Annotated in this window: 18 protein-coding genes; 10 read left to right on the forward strand and 8 right to left on the reverse strand. The window is 53.9% G+C overall.

All coding sequences use genetic code 11. From position 1 onward, the window contains the following. Positions 1–3 precede the first annotated feature (3 nt). Positions 4–723 (forward strand): proteasome-type protease, encoded by a 720-nt coding sequence (locus tag ABO_RS05735; RefSeq protein ID WP_011588392.1) that lies wholly within the window; start codon positions 4–6, stop codon positions 721–723. A gap of 273 nt (positions 724–996) precedes the next feature. Here ABO_RS05735 and ABO_RS05740 read toward each other — a convergent pair whose 3' ends face one another. After that, positions 997–3,033 (reverse strand): LTA synthase family protein, encoded by a 2,037-nt coding sequence (locus tag ABO_RS05740; protein ID WP_011588393.1) that lies wholly within the window; start codon positions 3,031–3,033, stop codon positions 997–999. 219 nt (positions 3,034–3,252) lie between these two features. On the opposite strand from ABO_RS05740, the gene ABO_RS05745 reads away from it, so the two are divergent. Beyond that, positions 3,253–4,038 (forward strand): acyl-CoA thioesterase, encoded by a 786-nt coding sequence (locus tag ABO_RS05745; protein WP_011588394.1) that lies wholly within the window; start codon positions 3,253–3,255, stop codon positions 4,036–4,038. Continuing rightward, complete coding sequence (locus tag ABO_RS05750; RefSeq protein ID WP_011588395.1) at positions 4,035–4,679, forward strand: 1-acyl-sn-glycerol-3-phosphate acyltransferase; 645 nt, start codon at positions 4,035–4,037, stop codon at positions 4,677–4,679. The genes ABO_RS05745 and ABO_RS05750 overlap by 4 nt, the downstream gene beginning before the upstream one ends. A gap of 1 nt (position 4,680) precedes the next feature. Here the strand turns inward: ABO_RS05750 and ABO_RS05755 are convergent, their stop codons facing one another. Further along, a complete protein-coding gene (locus ABO_RS05755) occupies positions 4,681–5,910 on the reverse strand; it encodes a GAF domain-containing protein (protein ID WP_011588396.1) in 1,230 nt (409 codons plus the stop codon). A gap of 168 nt (positions 5,911–6,078) precedes the next feature. On the opposite strand from ABO_RS05755, the gene ABO_RS05760 reads away from it, so the two are divergent. After that, on the forward strand, positions 6,079–6,345 hold the full coding sequence (locus ABO_RS05760; protein WP_011588397.1) for an acyl-CoA-binding protein: 267 nt from the start codon (positions 6,079–6,081) through the stop codon (positions 6,343–6,345). Positions 6,346–6,561: 216 nt separating this feature from the next. Here ABO_RS05760 and ABO_RS05765 read toward each other — a convergent pair whose 3' ends face one another. Continuing rightward, positions 6,562–7,515 (reverse strand): DMT family transporter, encoded by a 954-nt coding sequence (locus ABO_RS05765; protein WP_050731502.1) that lies wholly within the window; start codon positions 7,513–7,515, stop codon positions 6,562–6,564. A gap of 139 nt (positions 7,516–7,654) precedes the next feature. On the opposite strand from ABO_RS05765, the gene ABO_RS05770 reads away from it, so the two are divergent. Beyond that, positions 7,655–8,416 (forward strand): zinc-dependent peptidase, encoded by a 762-nt coding sequence (locus tag ABO_RS05770; RefSeq protein WP_011588399.1) that lies wholly within the window; start codon positions 7,655–7,657, stop codon positions 8,414–8,416. Beyond that, positions 8,416–8,733, forward strand: a complete 318-nt coding sequence (locus ABO_RS05775; RefSeq protein ID WP_011588400.1) for an antibiotic biosynthesis monooxygenase family protein — start codon at positions 8,416–8,418, stop codon at positions 8,731–8,733. Before ABO_RS05770 ends, ABO_RS05775 begins: the two co-directional genes overlap by 1 nt. 95 nt (positions 8,734–8,828) lie before the next feature. On the opposite strand, the gene minE is transcribed toward ABO_RS05775, so the two are convergent. The 4 genes from minE to ABO_RS05795 all read right to left on the reverse strand — a co-directional run bounded on the left by minE (position 8,829) and on the right by ABO_RS05795 (position 13,466). After that, entirely contained in the window at positions 8,829–9,080 is a 252-nt protein-coding gene (gene minE, locus ABO_RS05780; protein ID WP_011588401.1) for a cell division topological specificity factor MinE, read from the reverse strand. Positions 9,081–9,083: 3 nt separating this feature from the next. Continuing rightward, positions 9,084–9,899, reverse strand: a complete 816-nt coding sequence (minD, locus tag ABO_RS05785; RefSeq protein ID WP_035458377.1) for a septum site-determining protein MinD — start codon at positions 9,897–9,899, stop codon at positions 9,084–9,086. A 32-nt stretch (positions 9,900–9,931) separates the two neighbouring features. Next, positions 9,932–10,663: a septum site-determining protein MinC gene (minC, locus tag ABO_RS05790; RefSeq protein WP_011588403.1), complete on the reverse strand. Its 732-nt coding sequence runs from the start codon at positions 10,661–10,663 to the stop codon at positions 9,932–9,934. Positions 10,664–11,009: 346 nt separating this feature from the next. Continuing rightward, positions 11,010–13,466 (reverse strand): acyl-CoA dehydrogenase, encoded by a 2,457-nt coding sequence (locus ABO_RS05795; RefSeq protein ID WP_011588404.1) that lies wholly within the window; start codon positions 13,464–13,466, stop codon positions 11,010–11,012. A gap of 209 nt (positions 13,467–13,675) precedes the next feature. Between ABO_RS05795 and ABO_RS05800 the strand changes: the two genes are divergently transcribed. The 4 genes from ABO_RS05800 (at position 13,676) to ABO_RS05815 (ending at position 17,130) form a co-directional block, all read left to right on the forward strand. Beyond that, positions 13,676–14,545 (forward strand): tetratricopeptide repeat protein, encoded by an 870-nt coding sequence (locus tag ABO_RS05800; RefSeq protein ID WP_011588405.1) that lies wholly within the window; start codon positions 13,676–13,678, stop codon positions 14,543–14,545. A 335-nt stretch (positions 14,546–14,880) separates the two neighbouring features. After that, positions 14,881–15,219 carry a P-II family nitrogen regulator gene (locus ABO_RS05805; protein WP_011588406.1) on the forward strand — a complete coding sequence of 113 codons (339 nt, stop codon included), beginning with the start codon at positions 14,881–14,883 and terminating at the stop codon, positions 15,217–15,219. Positions 15,220–15,229: 10 nt separating this feature from the next. Further along, entirely contained in the window at positions 15,230–16,516 is a 1,287-nt protein-coding gene (locus ABO_RS05810; protein WP_011588407.1) for an ammonium transporter, read from the forward strand. 227 nt (positions 16,517–16,743) lie between these two features. Next, positions 16,744–17,130, forward strand: a complete 387-nt coding sequence (locus ABO_RS05815) for an SCP2 sterol-binding domain-containing protein (RefSeq protein ID WP_011588408.1) — start codon at positions 16,744–16,746, stop codon at positions 17,128–17,130. 92 nt (positions 17,131–17,222) lie between these two features. On the opposite strand, the gene ABO_RS05820 is transcribed toward ABO_RS05815, so the two are convergent. Then, positions 17,223–17,777, reverse strand: a complete 555-nt coding sequence (locus ABO_RS05820; protein WP_011588409.1) for an NTP transferase domain-containing protein — start codon at positions 17,775–17,777, stop codon at positions 17,223–17,225. Positions 17,778–17,906 lie beyond the last annotated feature (129 nt).

Consider the following 17,906-nt stretch of genomic DNA (forward strand, 5'->3'; position numbering starts at 1 on the left):
GGCATGACGTATTGTGTGGCCATGGGACTGGAGCAGGGGTTGGTCTTTGCGGCTGATTCACGAACCAATGCCGGAGTAGATCAGATCGCTACCTACCGTAAACTTCACAAGTTTGAAGTAGCAGGCGAGCGCGCTGTTGTGATACTCAGCGCGGGCAATCTGGCAACGACTCAGAGTGTGATCAGCCTGCTTAATATGCGTTTGGGTAGTGATCGGCCTAATCTTCATGGCGTGTCTTCCATGTATGATGTTGCCAGTGTGGTGGGCAGCACGTGCCGGGAAGTGATTATGCGTGATTCTGGGCAAAGCCAAAGCAGCGTAAATTTTGGCAGCAGTTTCATTGTTGGAGGCCAAATACAAGGCGAAGCTCCACGCCTTTTTCTTGTTTATCCGGAAGGCAATTTTATTGAGAGCACTCGGGATACTCCCTATTTCCAGATTGGTGAAACCAAGTATGGCAAGCCAATCTTGGACCGTGTGGTGGACTATTCGCTTTCGCTAAAAGATGCAGCAAAATGTGCACTTATTAGCTTGGATTCTACTATCCGTTCTAACTTATCGGTTGGCTTACCCCTTGATGTGTTGCTCTACCAGAAAGACAGCCTCAGCCTGAATAATCACCACAATGTTACGGAGAACGATGCGAATTTTCGCGCCCTGGGTGAGGCATGGTCGCAAGGACTACGGGAAGCTTTTTCTTGTTTGCCCGATGTGCAGTGGTAAGTCATCGGATTGAGCCTACAAACCATTTTCCAGAGGCACCCCGAATACAGTTACACGTCTGCAGCAAGAAAGCGTTGGGCTACACTTCAGAAGAGGGTTGGCTGAGATTACTGGCTAAACCTGACCCTAGTATGGCGAGGGGGAGTCCTGCTGTGGGGGACTGGCGTGGTCAAAAAGCGAAATAGAGATGGCCGCACCCTGGTTTGGGTGCGGCTTCTTAGTATTAATACGCGCATTTATTGCAGATGTTGCATGTTGGATGAGTGTTGCCTATCACTTATCCACATTATCGTAAAACATGTAGCGCGCTGTTTCGTATTGGCCTCGGGCAAGATCAAATAGTTGCTTAAAGGCTTCAGGATGTTGCGCGGCTTCGTCATGGCTGGGGGTGTCACTATGCAGATCATGCAAGGTGGCATTGCTGCCATCAGCATTCATCCGGACTAGAAAATCTTTTGTCACCATGCCGTAGATTGGACTGGGGCCTTCCCTCAGCACCACAAAATTGGCGCGATCGCCTTCGGGAGCAGGAATTTGGAAGTCCCGACCAAGGGTGGTGTTTGGATATTGCAGCCCTAGCATACCGGCTATGGTGGGGAGCACGTCCACTAGGCCTACCGATTCCTTGATGACCCTGGGTTTAAGATACTTGGGGGCATACAGGATGTGTGGCACATGGTTGCTTTCTAATTCCAGCTGATCCATGGCCGGCATGTGTGGCAAGGTGGTGATTCGATTACTGTGATCGCCGAAGAATACGAAGATGGTGTTGTCGAAGTAATCGCTTTCTTTGGCCCATTGCATGTATTTACCCACGTTGTAATCCAACAGGCGTACTGCGTTGAACTGGGCTGCGCTTCGGAAGCCAAATTTGGCCAGCTCTTCATCGGATAGGTCCGTGCGGGCTTGGAAGTCACCGTTATTCTCAGGAATGGTGAAAGGCCGGTGGTTGCCTGCGGTTTGGATAAAGGCAAAGAAGGGTTGATCTTCCGGTAGCTCAGCGAGAATTTGGTTAGATTCCCGGAATAGGTTCAGGTCGGAAATGCCCCAGACGTCCACGTCCGGGGATTGCCAGTCACCTTCTTCATGCAGTTCGAGTCCGTCGATGGTTTGCTGTACGAAGCCATCCAGATTTGCCCAGCCGGCATTCCCGCCAATGAAATAGAATTTTCGGTATCCCTCAAATGCGTTCAGCACTGTGCGTTGGTGACTGGTCAGAGGGTTGCGACTGGCGCTTTCAATTGGAGCCACATCTGGGATACCGGTAAACGTGGCCCATATCGTTTTGGCGGTGCCAGTTACTGGGACATAGAAATGCTCGAAACGCCAGCCATCGTGGCCCAGTTGATCTAGGTTCGGGGTGCTCTCAACGGGTAAACCGTAGCTGCTTACACGGCTGGCGCCCAGTGACTCAAGCATGATGAAGACCACATTAGGGGGGCGGTCATAATCAAGCTTGTGACTCTGTACATCCATCATGCGCGTAAAATTCAAATCCTGACGTTGATGTTCGGGGATGCCAAGGTGATCGGCAATCAGGGGGTAATACTCGGTAACTTTATCCTCATCAAAGGGGGAAACAGGAATGACCAGCGTGTCGCGAAAGTAGAGAACAGGATTGAGACCCAAGGCGCCGATAGCCCGGTCTCCGGAGACAAAGGCTTCACTCCAGCGAAGCGGAATCGGGTTGAGAATGTTGATGTTGCTGACTCGACCAAGAATGGCAAAGAAGAAAAGAGTGAAGCAAACCAAAAACCCGGCAGTGGCCTGTAGCCAAGAAATTTTTGTGGCGGGTCGTTGCAGTAACTTGTGTTCGGCTATTCTGGCAAGCCAATAACAAGCCGCCACGCCGGCAATTAAGCCCAAGGTGATCCAGATTACCGGATAACTTTCCCAGACCATCAAGGTGGAGTCTCGAGTGTCTTGCAAGAAACGCAGGGCAGTCACGTTGAGCCGTTCGCCTAAATAGGCATAGTGGCCAAAATCAAGAACGTAGGTGAGACCGAGCAGGACCAAAACAATGATCAGGTAGCTATGGGCAAGAAACCGCATCAGGCCGCTGTTTAGTATGTTAAACCGTGGCAGGTATGCCAAGGCGGCTAACGGCAGCATTATCAGCAGGGCGAGTCGCAAGTCAAAACGCAGTCCAATGCCCAAGGCGCTAAGCACGGCTTCAGAGTCTACGGTCGTTGATGATGGAATTTCTGAAAAGCCAAAATAAAAGACGACACGTAGTACAACCATCAACGAGAAAAAGAGGGCGGTGATGGCCAGCAGATACTGCAGACGTCGGGATTTCAACCAGGTCATGTCATTGTCTCCATACTGGCGAAACTAAAAAAGGGGCGCCTATGCTACCGGCAAGGAGGAACAAGCGCATGGGAAAACACATTTTTTGGCTGTTTTATGTGCATTGTTGCTGGTTATGGCGCCGTTAATCCTCTTTGAGCCGGCATAATGACTTTTACTGGCTTCGCAGGAATGGTAAATAAAGCACCGCAAATTCAAAACACGCAGAAGTGAGAGACCATGACATTCGATGAGATTCTAGCCACGATTGATGGCCAGGGTAACGCCACGTTTCCAGAAGGGTGGGGGCAGGGCCGGACCTTATTTGGTGGCCTGGTGGGGGCGGTGCTGTTTGAACATTTAGAAAAAACCGTGGCTCGCGGGAGGTTTCTACGTAGTTTTTCTCTCTCTTTTGTCGCCCCTGCGGTGCCGGGTCCGGTGGCACTAGACGAGACTGTGTTTCGGGAAGGCAAATCCGTTATGCAGGCCATGGTCTCCGCCCGTCAAGGAGGGCAGGTGGTGGCGGTTATGTTGGCCAGCTTTGGGGCCAGTCGCCAATCCAGTGTAGTGGTAGAAGGGCCATCGGCCCCAGTGATGAAATCTCCAGAGCAGAGTATTTCGGTACCGTTTATCAAAGGATTGACGCCGGATTTTTTTTCCCATTTTAATATCCATTACGCAGAAGGCATGCCGCCGTTCAGTGGCAGTTCTGAGCCCGATTACGGTGGTTACATGGGGTTTACTGTGCCGCCGGAAACCATGAGCACCGCAGCGCTGATTGCATTGGTGGATACCTGGGCGCCTTCAGTTTTACCTCTGCTCAAAGGGCCAGCACCCGCCAGTTCCTTGACCTGGACCATGGAGCTCTTGGATGACCCTAGTGTCCACTCGCCGGAGACTTTATGGCAATATCGGGTAAACACGGACCAATGCAGTGATGGCTATGGTCAAAGTCAGGCGGTGGTTTGGGATGCTGCGGGTAAGGCTGTGGCGTTGAGTCGACAAACCTTTACGGTATTTGCATGAAATCGGAACTGGTGCCACTCACGGCGCGGACTTTAGGTAAGCAAGTGCCTCGTCGTGGGCACTGGCTGTTGGCGGCGCTAGGGCGGCTGATTTTGACTGTTATGGGGTGGCGTATTGTTGGTGATTTGCCCGATACGCCTCGGGCAGTTTTGGCGGTGGCGCCACACACGTCGAACATAGACGGGGTCATTGGTATCAGTGCTATTCAGTCTTTGCGCTTGGATGTGCGCTTCATGGGTAAGCACACGTTGTTTAAAGGTCGTCTTGGGCGGTTCATGTACTGGCTGGGCGGCATCCCTGTGAATCGAGAAAGTGCCAGGGATGTGGTGGACCAGACGACGTCGGTGATGGGGGAAACACCATTTTGGCTTGGGCTAACGCCGGAGGGGACGCGTAAAGGCGCCAAGCGTTGGAAAACCGGGTTTTACCGTATTGCTGAGCAAATGCAGGTGCCGATTGTCGTGTTAGGTTTCTGTTACCGGCGCCGGCAGGTCCGGATTGTAGATTGCTTTCTGCCGACGGGCGATATTGATGCTGATATGGCGCGAATGACCGCGTCGTTGGCGGATATTGTTCCGCGCAAACCTGCGCAGTTATCCGCCCCGCTGAAAGCGGAAAAAGCTGCTCGCGGCATTGATTGATTCAGACGTTGGCAGTTTTGCCGGACTGATCAAGGAGATGCTGGCGGTGCTGGGCGGATTGTAGCGAAAAGGATAGGGGGTGATGTAGTTCGCTGATAAGTGTTTGCTGTTCCTGATCGAAACCTTCGAAGTTGGCAATTTCTATGATGCCCAGAGGGTGGTCTCCTTGGATCAGTGGCCAGAGTAGCACAGCTCCTGGAGGACTTTTCCCCTGCCCGGTTTCCAAATCCAGATAATGTTTTGGGACCTGATGTTGTTGTATGAGCAAACGTTGATTCAGAGCGGCGCCGAGTAGCCCTTCATCGGAGGGTACTACCTCTCTGGCCTGCGCTTCGCCACTTAAGGCCCAGCTGGCTTTGCGAATAAGCTGATTACCTTCAAGCATGTAGGCTGCGCCAATTTTCGCACCTACGTGCTGTACTAAATAGCCCAGCACCCGTTCGAGTAATTGCGAGGGAGTCAGATTACCGGCGATTTGCCCCATAAAGAGATTGAGCTGCTGCTGTCGGTTGGCGTCTTTCTCTGCCTGTGCGCGCCAGCGGTTCAGTTGTGCAGATTCGTGTGCTAGCAACAAATTGTTGGCGAAGTTACGCCGGGCGCTGATGTCGAGAATATAACCGTTCACTGTGCAGATCATCAGTGGAATGGAGAAGGATAGCATTATTAACAGAAGATGAATGTTGAGCGCTGTAATCACGCTAATCGCGAGGGCAAACACCGCAGCGATGATGGCGGTAATTAAGGTTTGCCGTGGTGGCAAGCGTAGAATAGAGAACGCGATAATAAGTAGGTAGATGCTTTCAAAGGATGAAACTTGCCCTGGGAAGCTACTATTGAAGCGAATGCCCCCCAGAATGGTGCCTGAGAGTGACAACCACAAAGCCAGATACATGACGATAATGGCGTAGGGGCGCAACCAGTCTAAACGGGTGCAGGACCAGAGGCCTACCAAAGCCACGGCAATGGGGTACACACCATAATTGCGCCAGGCTGCCATTTCCGGTGTTTTTACTATTAGGGTAACGGGCACTACCACGAGCAGGTAAAGGCCAAGCATCAGATAGATTGAGCGATTGATCAGATCCAGTGTGCGGTCATGAGAGTGTTGCTTATAGCGTTGTTCTAGGTCGCGATCAAACTGAACCATAAAGGTATTGAGTGCATCGCGAAGAATGCTTTCCTGTTGTGGGTCGATGGTCTGATCGGTCTGGAATTGCTCTGCGTCGTTCATGACGTAACCTGATTATTCTTTGTTATGTTTTTGTTGCCCGCGCTTATGTTGATTCCGATACGATCACAGCGCACTATTTCCACTGGAATCAAGGCGCATACTATGGGTTTTTTAATCGCTCCCTAGTGCTACCTTATACAACAATGCCCACATCTGACAGGAAACATCATGACCGATACTGCCCGATTTGAACAAGCCCAGAAAGATGTTAAAACCCTTGATAGCAAACCGTCCAATAATGACTTGCTGTTTCTTTATGCCCATTTCAAGCAGGGCAGCACGGGCGATGTGTCTGGCAAGCGCCCAGGAATGATGGATATGGTGGGACGTGCCAAGTATGACGCTTGGGCCAAGTTGAAAGGGTTGAGTGCGGACGAAGCCAAAGGCAAATATATCGACAAGGTGGACGCTTTGTTGAAAAGCCATAAAAGCTGATTGCTTACCGTGGTGAGTGCGTCATGCACTCACCATCCGCTATTCCCTAGCCTGTATTGCCTTTAGGGTTTGTTTTGTCGTAACCCGTTGCACATCCCGCGGCCAAGTATTTGTCCACGTTTTTACCCCGCTAACGGGTCTTTTCAGGGTGTTGTGCTTCTAGCGTCGGACGTTGGCGCATAGAGGTTGAGCACGCTAGGTGCATTCGAGCGCCTGTTAGGGGCATTTCGGTGCGATCAGTGATTTCAGCAAAGTCCGTACCCTCCGCCAACGGTTGACCAGCAAGGAAATAAAAATTAAAGCGCACCCCGCCAGCTGGATCCAGGTCATGTGTTCGCCGAACCAGGCTGCCGCAATTAATGCTGTCCACATGGGTTCCAGCACCATAATCACTACACCGTGACTGTTTAGGGAAAGGCTTTGTGCATAGGTCTGAACCAGAAAACGCAGCGCTGTGCCAATGCTGGCACTGAGCACAATCCACATCACCAGAGTGGGGGTCATCGACGTAAACACCGGAACCCAGGGTTCACTGAAGGCTGACAGCGTACCGGTCACCAGAGCCACCACGGCCAACACGACGGTAGTCAGTGCCATGGCCGGTATACGTGGGTGTTCGATACTCTCACCGCTGGCTGATTGGATGGCGATAGTATTGGCCGCGCGAGTATTGAGGTTGAAGTACAGTGCAAAGATGGTCGCGGCGGCCACAAAACAGAGCTGGCCCACATCTAGATGCAACCCTTGCTCAAGTGATAGTAGGGCCAAGCCTCCGGCAGCGACAGGCAAGGCCAGCCAAGTGCTGGTGGGCACCGTTTCGGCAAAGACAATACGGGCAATCACTGGCACCAGCACCACTCCCAAGCTGGTCAGGAAGGCGCCTTCGCCCACGTGATCACCCACCGCTAGGCCGACAATCCAGAAACTCATCGCGGTGCCGAATACCAGCCCCACGCGCGCGCTGCGTATCAGCTGCTGGCGCGACAGCCGGCGCAGCTGGCGATGGGCTATGCAGCCTAGCAGCACAGAGGCTAGCAGAAAGCGCAGTGACATGAACAACAAGGGAGGCATGGCCAGTACGGCTTCTTTGGAGAACATCCAGCTGATGGCAGCCAGAAGGGTGACCACTAGAAGCAGCAGGTCGGCTTTATAAGCTTGGCGGATAGTCACTGAGCAGGGTTCGCAGTTGAGACAGACCGGCGATGGTAGCACAGGCGTGTTGGCGGGTAATGGCTGGTGAAATGTCGCTTTGATGGTCAGAGTAGGTGGCGTCGCACAACACAAATGACCGATTGTACGAGGACAATGGATGTTTGCAGCCTGGAAAAACTGGCGTGATGCCCGACGCGTTAAGAAAATGGGCTATACCCGCGAGGAGTGGGAGGCCGCTGTGGCGGACTGGCCATTAATGGTTCGATTTGAGGGGCAAGAGCGGCAGGCATTGTTTGATCTGTCGCTGCGTTTTCTGGCCCGCAAAAGCATTGCGTCTGGCGGCGGCTTTGCCTATACCGATGCCATGTGCCTGAAAGTGGCCACCATGGCTTGCGTGCCGATTCTCTACCTAGGGTTGGACTGGTATGACGGTTGGTACACGGTGATTTTGTATGAGGACGCGTTCATTCCTAATCGCCCTCATTTCAGTGAGGATGGCGTTGTTCATACTCGAGGTCCGGTGTTGGCTGGAGAGGCTTGGCACCAGGGGCCGGTTATTCTCTCTTGGGACGCGATTGAGGAGGCTTGTGCCCCGAGCAATCAAGCCAGTAATGTGGTGATTCACGAGATGTCCCACAAACTGGATATGCGCCGCAATGGTGCCAACGGCAGGCCGCCACTGCATACCGGGATGAACCCGAAGCAATGGCATGAAACCTTTACCGCATGCTGGGAAGAGCTGCTGAGCGATTATCAGCACCACCGGCACATGCCGGTGGATGCCTATGCGTTGACCGGCCCGGGTGAATTTTTTGCGGTGTGTAGCGAGGCGTTTTTTGAAGGGCCGGATCAGCTTTACAAGGACTGGCCGGCGCTGTACCGCTTGTTGGCCCAGTTCTATCGGCAGGGAGAGCGATAATGAAGTTTATATTCGAAGTGAGGGTGAAGCCTGGCTTTAGCGTGGATGAGTATGCTAAGGGTTGGGTGGAGGCCAGTGAAATTATTCAGCAAAGTGCTGGGGCAAAAGGGACTTACCTGCACCGCAAAATTGGCCACTCTGATACGGTGCTGGCCATCGCTCATTGGGAGAGCAAGGCACACCGTGATGCTAAAGACGATAGCCGTAGCGCAAAGGTAAAAGCGATTTTGGAAAAGCACGCCAAGGTGGTTGAGGTCAGCGTAATCGGCGAGTACGACGAGCCGCAGTGGCAGGTGTTGCCGCCGAGAAAGGTTTAGCGGTTTCGTCGAAAGTAAACAGGGCAGGGAGACGCGAGTAGCGAGCACCCCTGTGCAGTAGTAGTAGCCTACAACAGGGGCGGTTGCTTTAGGAATCAGCCTTCCGGCAGGGTGATATTCAACTCTAGAATTTCACACCCGGATTCCCGGTCTACCTGGACGTTCACGGCGTCTTGGTCCACAGGAACATATTTGCGGACCACCTGAAGCAGCTCTTCTTGAAGCTGCGGCAGATAATCTGGGCCACCGCGTGTGGAGCGTTCGCGGGCCACAATGATCTGCAAGCGCTCTTTCGCCACTGATGCCGTGTTCTGCTTTTTGGGAAGCAAATAACTAAAGATGCTCATCCGTTAGCCTCCAAACAGACGGCCGAATAGACCTTTCTTATTCGTGGTGATAAAGCGATGCGGTAATTGCTCGCCGAGGAAACGGGCCACGGCGTCGCTATACGCTTTTCCTGCATCGGAATCCGTGTCCAGAATTACCGGGCTACCAGCGTTACTGGCATTGAGTACGGCCTGGGATTCCGGCACTACGCCGAGTAACTCGATGGCAAGGATTTCCTGCACGTCTTCCACCGAGAGCATCTGCCCGTTTTCCACCCGTTCCGGGGAGTAGCGGGTCAGCAACAGGCGGGCAGGGATATCCCCATCACCCTGTTCGGCGTGGCGAGTCTTGCTGGCAAGGATGCCGATGATGCGGTCGGAGTCCCGCACGCTGGAGACTTCCGGGTTGGTGACGACGACGGCTTCGTCGGCGAAATAGGCGGCCATAAGGGCGCCTTTTTCGATGCCGGCGGGGCTGTCGCAGATGATGTAATCCATCTGCATGTCGTCACGCAGGGCGTTTAGTACGCTTTCCACACCTTCGATGGTAAGGGCGTCCTTGTCGCGAGTCTGAGAGGCCGGGAGGATGAACAGGTTGTCCACCTTCTTGTCCTTGATCAGTGCTTGCTTGATGTTGGCATCGCCACTAATCACGTTGACCAGATCATAGACCACACGGCGTTCGCACCCCATGATCAGGTCCAGATTGCGCAGGCCTACATCGAAATCAATCACAGTGGTTTTAAAACCGCGCAGGGCAAGGCCTGTGGCCAGCGCTGCACTGGTGGTGGTTTTGCCGACGCCACCCTTGCCGGATGTCACGACCACGATCTTCGTCACGCTCTTCTCCTTACCTTCATGTTTCATACACGCTAGTTCAGCGCGGTAAAATGCATCGCATCGCCCTGCATGCATAGATGCACAGGCTTGTTACGGTATGACTCGGGCAGGTCTTCGGCTACCCGGTAATGGCCGGCAATGGATACCAGTTCGGCATTCAGTTGCTGGCAAAAAATACGCGCGCTGGTGTTGCCGCGAACACCGGCCAGGGCGCGGCCACGCAAGTTACTGTAAACGTGGATGTTGCCGTCGGCCATGATTTCGGCACCAGTGCTAACCGGGGCCAGCACAATCAGATCGCCACGGCTGTAAACCTGCTGACCGGAGCGGACCGGCTGGTCGATCACCATGGTTTCAACGTGTTGTGCTGCGGGCGTGGCTTCGGGAGCGTCCTCGTTGCTGGCCGGTGCAGGTTCAGTGCGTCGGGGTATATCACGGCCGCCTGCTAGGCTTAGGGTGCCTAGGCCTAGCATCGATGCGGTATCTGCATCTATATGTTCACTGCGGGCCAGAGCCACCAGGTTGACTCCCAAGCTACGCAGGGTGTCTACGGCCGCCATCAGAGCCACAGGGTCGTTGTCCAGCTCAGGGCTGACATCAATCACCACAGGGGCATCCTGCAGCCACTGGGCGGCATCCTCCAGACGTTGGCTCACCTGCTGGTGAAGCACGTTGGTATCCAGGTTTTTCAGCTGGAGGACCGTCATCATTAGCATGCGGCCCTTGAATTCGATTGCGGTTTTTTCTTCGACGACTGCTGTCATTACTGACCTGTTGTCCGAGGGGCAAAGGGAGGCGAAATAGTGCTCCGGGCCCGGTGGGGCGTAATTTGGGCAAGACTAGACGAAAGCGACCATGCGTAAAAGCACTAAAAGGCTGATCTGAATGTTAAATCTGTTTGAAAACGAGCGTGAGGGGGATTAACTGCTGGAAAAAGCGGCATTTTGGCGAAGAATGCGAGTGTTGCGAATTTGTGAAAATGAGCACTGGTTAATGTTTGTGTGGGCACGAGCGCACGGCTTTCCCTTTCAAGATAGCGCTCTTTAACTCGGTATGATGGGGAGAAGGAGAGGGGCACAGTGGTGTTGGCCACTGCGCCCCTTAGGGGGGTTATATCATTGGTCGTTCGGCGTGTACTTGCACCTCCTTCAGATCCTTGTCAAAGGCGTCGGTGAGCAGGCAATCGTAACGCATGGCGTCGTACTCATTGATGGCCTCCACCTGGCTCTCATTGATGATGCCTTTGCGCGCCGCATCCTGAAGCTTTTCCAGTACGGTCTTGCCTTCCAGCTGACCTTTGCCCTCTGCTTTTAGATACGCTAGGAATCCAGGCTCCACTTCCAGTAGTTTGTTGAAGGTGGCTTCTACGCGGCCAATGGAATCTTCCGGGTCCTGGGAGATATAGGCCGGCTCTGCCAAGGCATCGCGTACTGAGCTGGGTTCCATGATCATTTGCCCAAGAGCGCGGATTTGGTCATCGCTTGGGGCTTGAGCCTTGCAGGGTCGGCCCAGCGGGAAGAACAGACGCTTAAGCACACGGCCGATACCGAAAAAACCAAAGTTGCTGGTGAAGGCCTCTAGAGAATCGTGGGCTCGACTGAAAGCCAAGCGCAGGGCGTAATGCGCGTGGGCATCGTTTGCCTCGTCGCGGGGCAGAGTGGCGTGATACTTGAGAATCGCGCAGGCGATCAGCAGCTGGCTGTGTACATCCCCCAGGCGAGCAGACAGCAGTTCGCGCCGCTTGAGGTCGCCGCCGAGCAGGGCAAGGGCCATGTCCGAGGTGCTGGCCAGCACTGCACTGTAACGGTTGATCAGGCGATACCAGGGAGCACTGAAGGCATCAGCATTGCCCGGAGCGTCGGACAGGTAGGGGCTGGCTAATGCTTGGGCAATGGCACTGCTGATATTACCCAGAGTATGACTTGCGTGTGAGAAGAACAGAGCATCAAAATCCTGCAGCCCCTGCTTTTTATCTTCCGCCTGAATGGCTTGCAGTTCATCGTAAAGGAACGGGTGACAACGCATGGCCCCTTGGCCAAAGATCATCAACGAGCGGGTGAGAATATTGGCGCCTTCCACGGTAATGGCAATAGGCGTGGACTGATAAGGCAGGGCCAAGAAGTTCCTTGGACCGAGTTGAATGCCACGCCCGCCAGCGATATCCATGCCGTGGTTGATCAGCTCGCGCATCATTTCGGTGGCATGGTACTTGGCCATGGCCGTAACCACAGACGGAGCGCCGTCTTCCAGTGAGCGAGTTACCAGATGACGGTAAGCTTCCAGGGTATAGGCCAGTGCCGCCACATTTGCAGAGGCTTCCTGCACCCCTTCGAATTCACCTACGGCCGTATTGAACTGGCGCCGGATGCGCCCAAAGGCGCCGGTCATGCGGTAGCCCATTTCGCCACTGGCCGTGGCCAGTGCAGGCAGAGAGACGCCGCGGCCAGCACCAAGACACTCAATCAGCATGCGCCAGCCTTTACCGGCCATATCCGGCCCCCCGATGATGGCATCCAAGGGTACGAACACATCTTTGCCGTTGATGGGGCCGTTCATGAACGGTGAGCCGGGGTAGTGCCGGCGACCGATTTCCACCCCTTTGGTATCGGCGGGAATCAGCGCACAGGTAATGCCTAAGTCCTCGGTATCACCGAGCAGCTTTTCCGGGTCATACAGTTTGAAAGCCAAGCCGACGACTGTAGCTACGGGGGCCAGGGTGATCCAGCGTTTGGCGAAGTTCAGGCGCATGCCCAGCACTTCCTTACCGTCAATCTTGCCTTTGCAGATGACCCCGGTATCGGGGATGGCCCCTGCATCGGAGCCGGCTTCTGGCCCAGTGAGCCCAAAGCAGGGGATCTCATCGCCCTTGGCGAGACCGGGCAGCCAGCGGTCTTTTTGTTCCTGGGTGCCGTATTCGGCTAGCAGTTCACCGGGGCCAAGAGAGTTGGGCACCATGGCGGTGACGGCGGCAGTAAGCGAGCGGGTTGCGATTTTGCTCATGATGCGACTTTGCGCATAGGGTGAAAAAGCTTTGCCGCCATACTCGGTAGGAATAATCAGGCTGAAGAAACCCTTGTGCTTAAGGAAATCCCAGACTTCCTCAGGCAGGTCGCGCAGTTCGTGGAAAATTTGCCACTCATCTAGCATGTCACACAGTTCAACCACTTCATTGTCGATGAACGACTGCTCTTCTTCGGTGAGGGAAGTGAACTGGATATGGGCAAATTTTTCCCAGTCTGGCCGGCCGGAGAATAGGTCGGCCTCGAACCAGGTGGTGCCCGCTTCAATGGCTTCCCGTTCGGTATCGCCAATGGCAGGCATAACCTTGGCCAACGCGTTGTAGACTGGTTTAGTAATAAATTTTTGGCGCAGGTCCACGTGGTTAAGCACGGTGACGCCAGCAGCGAGCAGAATGAGGGAAAGGGGGTGGAACAGCCAAGATGCGAGGAAGCCGCAGAGCAGCCACACGATAACGAAAACGGCACTGCCAATGCCTCGGCTGATTTGCTGATAGAAGAGGGTCATCAGCGTGGCAATTAACAACACAATAGCCAAGAGGCTAAGCATGGTGATCTCCTTTGCCTGGGGTGAATGCCTTCCAACATGCGGCTATCGCCCATGGAGAAGGTATGAAACCGTTACCATGAACTGCAAACCACACATCTAATTTCAGTCTAACGCGCTAACGCCTCAGGTTGCACAGGGTTTAACCAGATTTAATCTGGACGATAGCTTACACTTGGTACCACTTTGAATGCGTTTTCAGGAGCATAGCGTTGCAGCCAAACAGCCCTATCATTGAAGCTACCGAGCAGAATATTCAGCAAATCCTTGAACAGTCCCAGCAGATTCCGGTGATCGTGGGTTTCTGGGCGAGTTGGAGCGAACCCTGTCAGCAGATGGCGCCAATCCTAGAGCGCCTAGTCAACGAATATCAGGGCAAGGTGATTCTGGCCAATGTGAATGCCGATGAGCAGCAAATGTTGGCCAGTCAGTTTGGTGTGCGCAGCCTGCCCAGTCTCAAACTGGTGTTTCAAGGAAAGTTGGTCAGCGAGTTGGATGGAGCCCAGACCGAAGGCGCGATACGCCAGTGGTTGGCTCCTGTGGTGGACCCCGAAGCCGCACAGCAGCAACAGGAAGAAGGGTTTATCGAGCAGGTGCGTATGGCCATTGAAGCCGGCCACACCGAGCAAGCAGAAGGGGCATTGCGCCAGACGCTGGAGCAGAGCCCAGACAAGCATGCCATTCGCGCCTTGTTGGTAGAACTGCTGTTGGGTGAAGGCCGTCTGGATGATGCCCAGTCGGTGCTGGCACAAGTGACAGAAGATGCGGAGCCTCTACGGCCGTTCCGGGCGCGCTTTGCATTGTTGGATAAATTGGAAGGTGCAGGGCAAAGCTTGGCGGATTTGTCTGCCCGTATTGCCGACAAGCCGACTGCCGAGGATCTTTATGCCTACGGGCTGCAGGCCGCTGCCGCTGGCCAGTTCAAGCAGGGGCTTGAGGCGCTGCTGCAGCTGCTCTGCAACCACAGTGATTTCCGCGATGGAGTGGCGCGTAATGCGTTGCTAGAAGTGTTCGAATGCCTCCCTAAAGGCGATCCACTGGCCAGCGAATATCGCCGTAAGATGTTTAACTACCTCTACTAATCTATCTGCTTACTGCGGGTAACGGGATCTCCGTTGCCCGTCTTGCCTACTTTTTGTGCCGGATTGCCGCTCAGAATGGCCCTTTGTCCTTTTATTGTGCATGCCGGGCATCCCTTCCGTTTTATGGCTCTTTATTCGTTAACTCAATGCTGAATGTGTGCGCCGGTGGTGCGCATGGCTGAGTTAATGTTCATTTGTGGTGCGAGATAAGTTTGGTTAGTCGCTAACCACTTGAAATGGTGCGCACTATTATGTGGCATGATTATTGAATGCTCCTTGCCGGTGCAAATTTCCGGCGCGTGTTGTGTTGGTGCATGAGGACAAGGAGAGAGGCAATGAAAATGCTGACAGCGGTGGTTAAGCCGTTTAAGGCCGACCAGGTACGTGATGCCCTGGCCCAGGTGGGGGTACAGGGAATGACGATTACCGAGGTAAAGGGGTTTGGCCGTCAAAAAGGGCACACTGAACTGTATCGGGGGGCGGAATACGTGGTGGATTTTGTTCCCAAAGTGAAGTTGGAGTTGGCGGTCAGTGATGAGCAGCTGGACCAGGCCATCGACGTCATTATGAAGGCCGCGGGGACGGGCAAGATTGGTGACGGTAAAATTTTTGTGACGGATCTTGAGCAGGTTATCCGTATCCGTACCGGAGAAATTGGCAGCGAAGCCATTTAAGGGGCCCATAATGAAAAAATTGATTGCTGTATTGTTGATGCTGCCCTCGTTGGCTCTGGCCGATGGCCTGGATACCGGTGACAGCGCCTGGATTCTCACTGCCACCGCGTTGGTGTTATTTATGACGCTGCCGGGTTTGAGCCTGTTCTACGGTGGGCTGGTACGCAGCAAGAATATCCTCTCGGTGTTGATGCAGTGTTTTGCTATTACCTGCGCTGTGTCGCTAGTGTGGTTGGTCTGTGGTTATTCTCTCGCTTTTTCCGATGGGGGCAGCATGAATGCCTGGATTGGTGGCTTGGACCATGTTTTCTTTTCTGGAATCAACCGCGATACCTTGGAAGGCACCTTACCGAAAAGTTTGCATGGGTTGTTTCAGATGACCTTTGCGATCATCACCCCGGCGCTGATCGTCGGTGCCTTTGCCGAGCGTATGCGCTTCGGTCCCATGCTGGCGTTTTCTATTCTCTGGTTGTTGGGTGTGTATATTCCTGTTTGTCATTGGGTTTGGGGCGGCGGCTGGTTAGCCGATCTGGGGCTGTATGATTTTGCCGGAGGCACCGTGGTGCATATCACCGCCGGTGTGGCGGCGTTGGTGGCAGCGGTGGTGCTCGGTAACCGTAAAGGCTTCCCCACCCAAGGCATGATGCCGCACAACATGACCATGACGGTAACCGGTGCCGGCATGTTGTGGGTGGGCTGGTTCGGCTTTAACGGTGGTTCTGCGTTAGCCGCCAATGGTGATGCAGCCATGGCGATGCTGGTAACGCACATTTCTGCCGCCGCCGGTTCACTGGCCTGGATGACCATGGAATGGAAAAAATTCGGTAAGCCGTCTGCTCTGGGCATTGCCACGGGCATGGTTGCAGGGTTGGGAACCATTACCCCGGCGTCGGGCTTTGTTAGTCCGGCCGCTGCGCTGGTGATTGGTCTATCGGCTGGCGTGATCTGTTTTTACATGGTGATCTTTGTTAAGCACAAGCTGAAAATCGATGACTCCCTTGATGTTTTCCCTGTCCACGGTATTGGCGGCATCCTTGGCACTTTGTTGGCAGGGGTGTTTGCCTCTACGGAGTTGGGTCTGTTCTCCGGCTACGGGTTTGCCAAACCGGAATACACCATGCTGGATCAGCTGGGTGTGCAGGCGTTGGGTGTGGTGGCAACCTTTGTGTACACCGCCTTGGTGACGTGGGGCTTGCTCAAGCTGGTAGGCTTGTTTGCACCGTTACGGGTCACCGCCGAGGAAGAGACCCAGGGCCTGGATATTGCGTTGCATGAAGAGCGCGGTTATGACCTTTGATTACAGCACTGAAATCCGATTATCAAGCAACCGATAAGCTCGGAATTTTGCCAGGCTTTTTTGGCCTGTAAGGACTCATCTGCGGCTATTGCCACCCTCTGAGCCTTTCTATAAGGTACGGGTAAGTTTCGAACGCTCGTTTGAATTGGCTCGCAGCAACAAAGACTGTGCCAGCCCTGTGAGAGGGGGCGTCGAAGTTACATCGATAGGTTTAAGGAGAAACGAAAATGAGCCTCGAATTTTTGTCTGACGAATGGTTTGCAAAAGTAAAAGAGATCCGTGAAGGCGCGGGTAACCTTGAAACGCCAGCAGCGTTGGCTGACTTGGTGATCAACATCAGCGTTAATGCTGATGGTGACGATAAAAAGCTGGCTTTGGTTGGCGGCATGATTGAAGAAGGTCATCACGCTGACGCTCCGACTACCATGATTCTGCCGGCCGACTTGGCCAAGCGCATCTTCATCGAAGGTGACCAGTCTGCAGGCATGCAAGGCTTTATGAGCGGCCAGATTCGCGTTGAAGGCGACATGAGTAAACTGATGGCTTTGCAAACCGCACAGCCTTCTGCTGATCAGCTTGCCATGATGAAGCAGATCCAGGACGTGACTGCCTAATATTGGCAATCCGATCTGAAAAATGCCCGCCTTGTGCGGGCATTTTTTTGAAAACGCACAATGTCCCATGCTCGGGGCATTGTGCGCGTTAGCTATTCATATATCCGTTTCTCAATGTCATTCAGGTTCTGCAATGGCGTGCTTATGGTCACCGGGTGTACAGGAACCTGGTCTAGCCAGCCGTGCGCACTGCGCTTGCCTGCATCCAGATAATCACCCAGCGCTCCCTGCCAATGTTCGGCATATAAGGCCAAGCATAGCGGTTGTCGACGTAGTGTGTCGTGGACAACGCAGATATGCTCAGATGACGCCGAGGCCAGTAAACCCTCGATCATTTCAGCGGCTGGTTTTAGTAAGTCACAGGGCAGGCACAGGCACAGACCATGACTTGCGGCTAGTGCTGTTTCTAGTCCGGCCAGCGGACCGCAAAAACCTTCGCGTAGATCCGCAACGACTTCATCACCCCAAGCGTGGTAGCGGTCAATATTGCGGTTGGCGCTAATCACAATGCGGCTGGGACGAGGAAGGAGATTATCGAGCAGATGAGCGACCAGCGGCTTGCCGTCCAGTTCCACCAGTCCTTTGTCGGCACCGCCCATGCGTTGGCCCTGTCCGCCGGCCAGAATGATTAAGGTATAGTCGACCATATTGCCTTCTCGTCGTGCTCTCGCGTTGGGTTCTAGGGGCGAATCGGCTATGCTCTGCGCGCGCGTTGGGCGATGTTAACAGCTTGTATTTTGCCCGCCCCGAGTGCAGACACGTTTCAGGGAAATTAT

Origin of the sequence: Alcanivorax borkumensis SK2 (assembly GCF_000009365.1) — a bacterium.
In the GTDB taxonomy this organism is placed as follows: Bacteria; Pseudomonadota; Gammaproteobacteria; order Pseudomonadales; family Alcanivoracaceae; genus Alcanivorax; species Alcanivorax borkumensis.

Excerpts from the sequence above, each read along its gene's own strand:
- ABO_RS05735 (WP_011588392.1), top strand. The coding sequence starts at position 4 with ATGACGTATTGTGTGGCCATGGGACTGGAGCAGGGGTTGGTCTTTGCG.
- ABO_RS05740 (WP_011588393.1), bottom strand. The coding sequence starts at position 3,033 with ATGACCTGGTTGAAATCCCGACGTCTGCAGTATCTGCTGGCCATCACC.
- ABO_RS05745 (WP_011588394.1), top strand. The coding sequence starts at position 3,253 with ATGACATTCGATGAGATTCTAGCCACGATTGATGGCCAGGGTAACGCC.
- ABO_RS05750 (WP_011588395.1), top strand. The coding sequence starts at position 4,035 with ATGAAATCGGAACTGGTGCCACTCACGGCGCGGACTTTAGGTAAGCAA.
- ABO_RS05755 (WP_011588396.1), bottom strand. The coding sequence starts at position 5,910 with ATGAACGACGCAGAGCAATTCCAGACCGATCAGACCATCGACCCACAA.
- ABO_RS05760 (WP_011588397.1), top strand. The coding sequence starts at position 6,079 with ATGACCGATACTGCCCGATTTGAACAAGCCCAGAAAGATGTTAAAACC.
- ABO_RS05770 (WP_011588399.1), top strand. The coding sequence starts at position 7,655 with ATGTTTGCAGCCTGGAAAAACTGGCGTGATGCCCGACGCGTTAAGAAA.
- ABO_RS05775 (WP_011588400.1), top strand. The coding sequence starts at position 8,416 with ATGAAGTTTATATTCGAAGTGAGGGTGAAGCCTGGCTTTAGCGTGGAT.
- minE (WP_011588401.1), bottom strand. The coding sequence starts at position 9,080 with ATGAGCATCTTTAGTTATTTGCTTCCCAAAAAGCAGAACACGGCATCA.
- minC (WP_011588403.1), bottom strand. The coding sequence starts at position 10,663 with ATGACAGCAGTCGTCGAAGAAAAAACCGCAATCGAATTCAAGGGCCGC.
- ABO_RS05795 (WP_011588404.1), bottom strand. The coding sequence starts at position 13,466 with ATGCTTAGCCTCTTGGCTATTGTGTTGTTAATTGCCACGCTGATGACC.
- ABO_RS05805 (WP_011588406.1), top strand. The coding sequence starts at position 14,881 with ATGAAAATGCTGACAGCGGTGGTTAAGCCGTTTAAGGCCGACCAGGTA.
- ABO_RS05810 (WP_011588407.1), top strand. The coding sequence starts at position 15,230 with ATGAAAAAATTGATTGCTGTATTGTTGATGCTGCCCTCGTTGGCTCTG.
- ABO_RS05815 (WP_011588408.1), top strand. The coding sequence starts at position 16,744 with ATGAGCCTCGAATTTTTGTCTGACGAATGGTTTGCAAAAGTAAAAGAG.
- ABO_RS05820 (WP_011588409.1), bottom strand. The coding sequence starts at position 17,777 with ATGGTCGACTATACCTTAATCATTCTGGCCGGCGGACAGGGCCAACGC.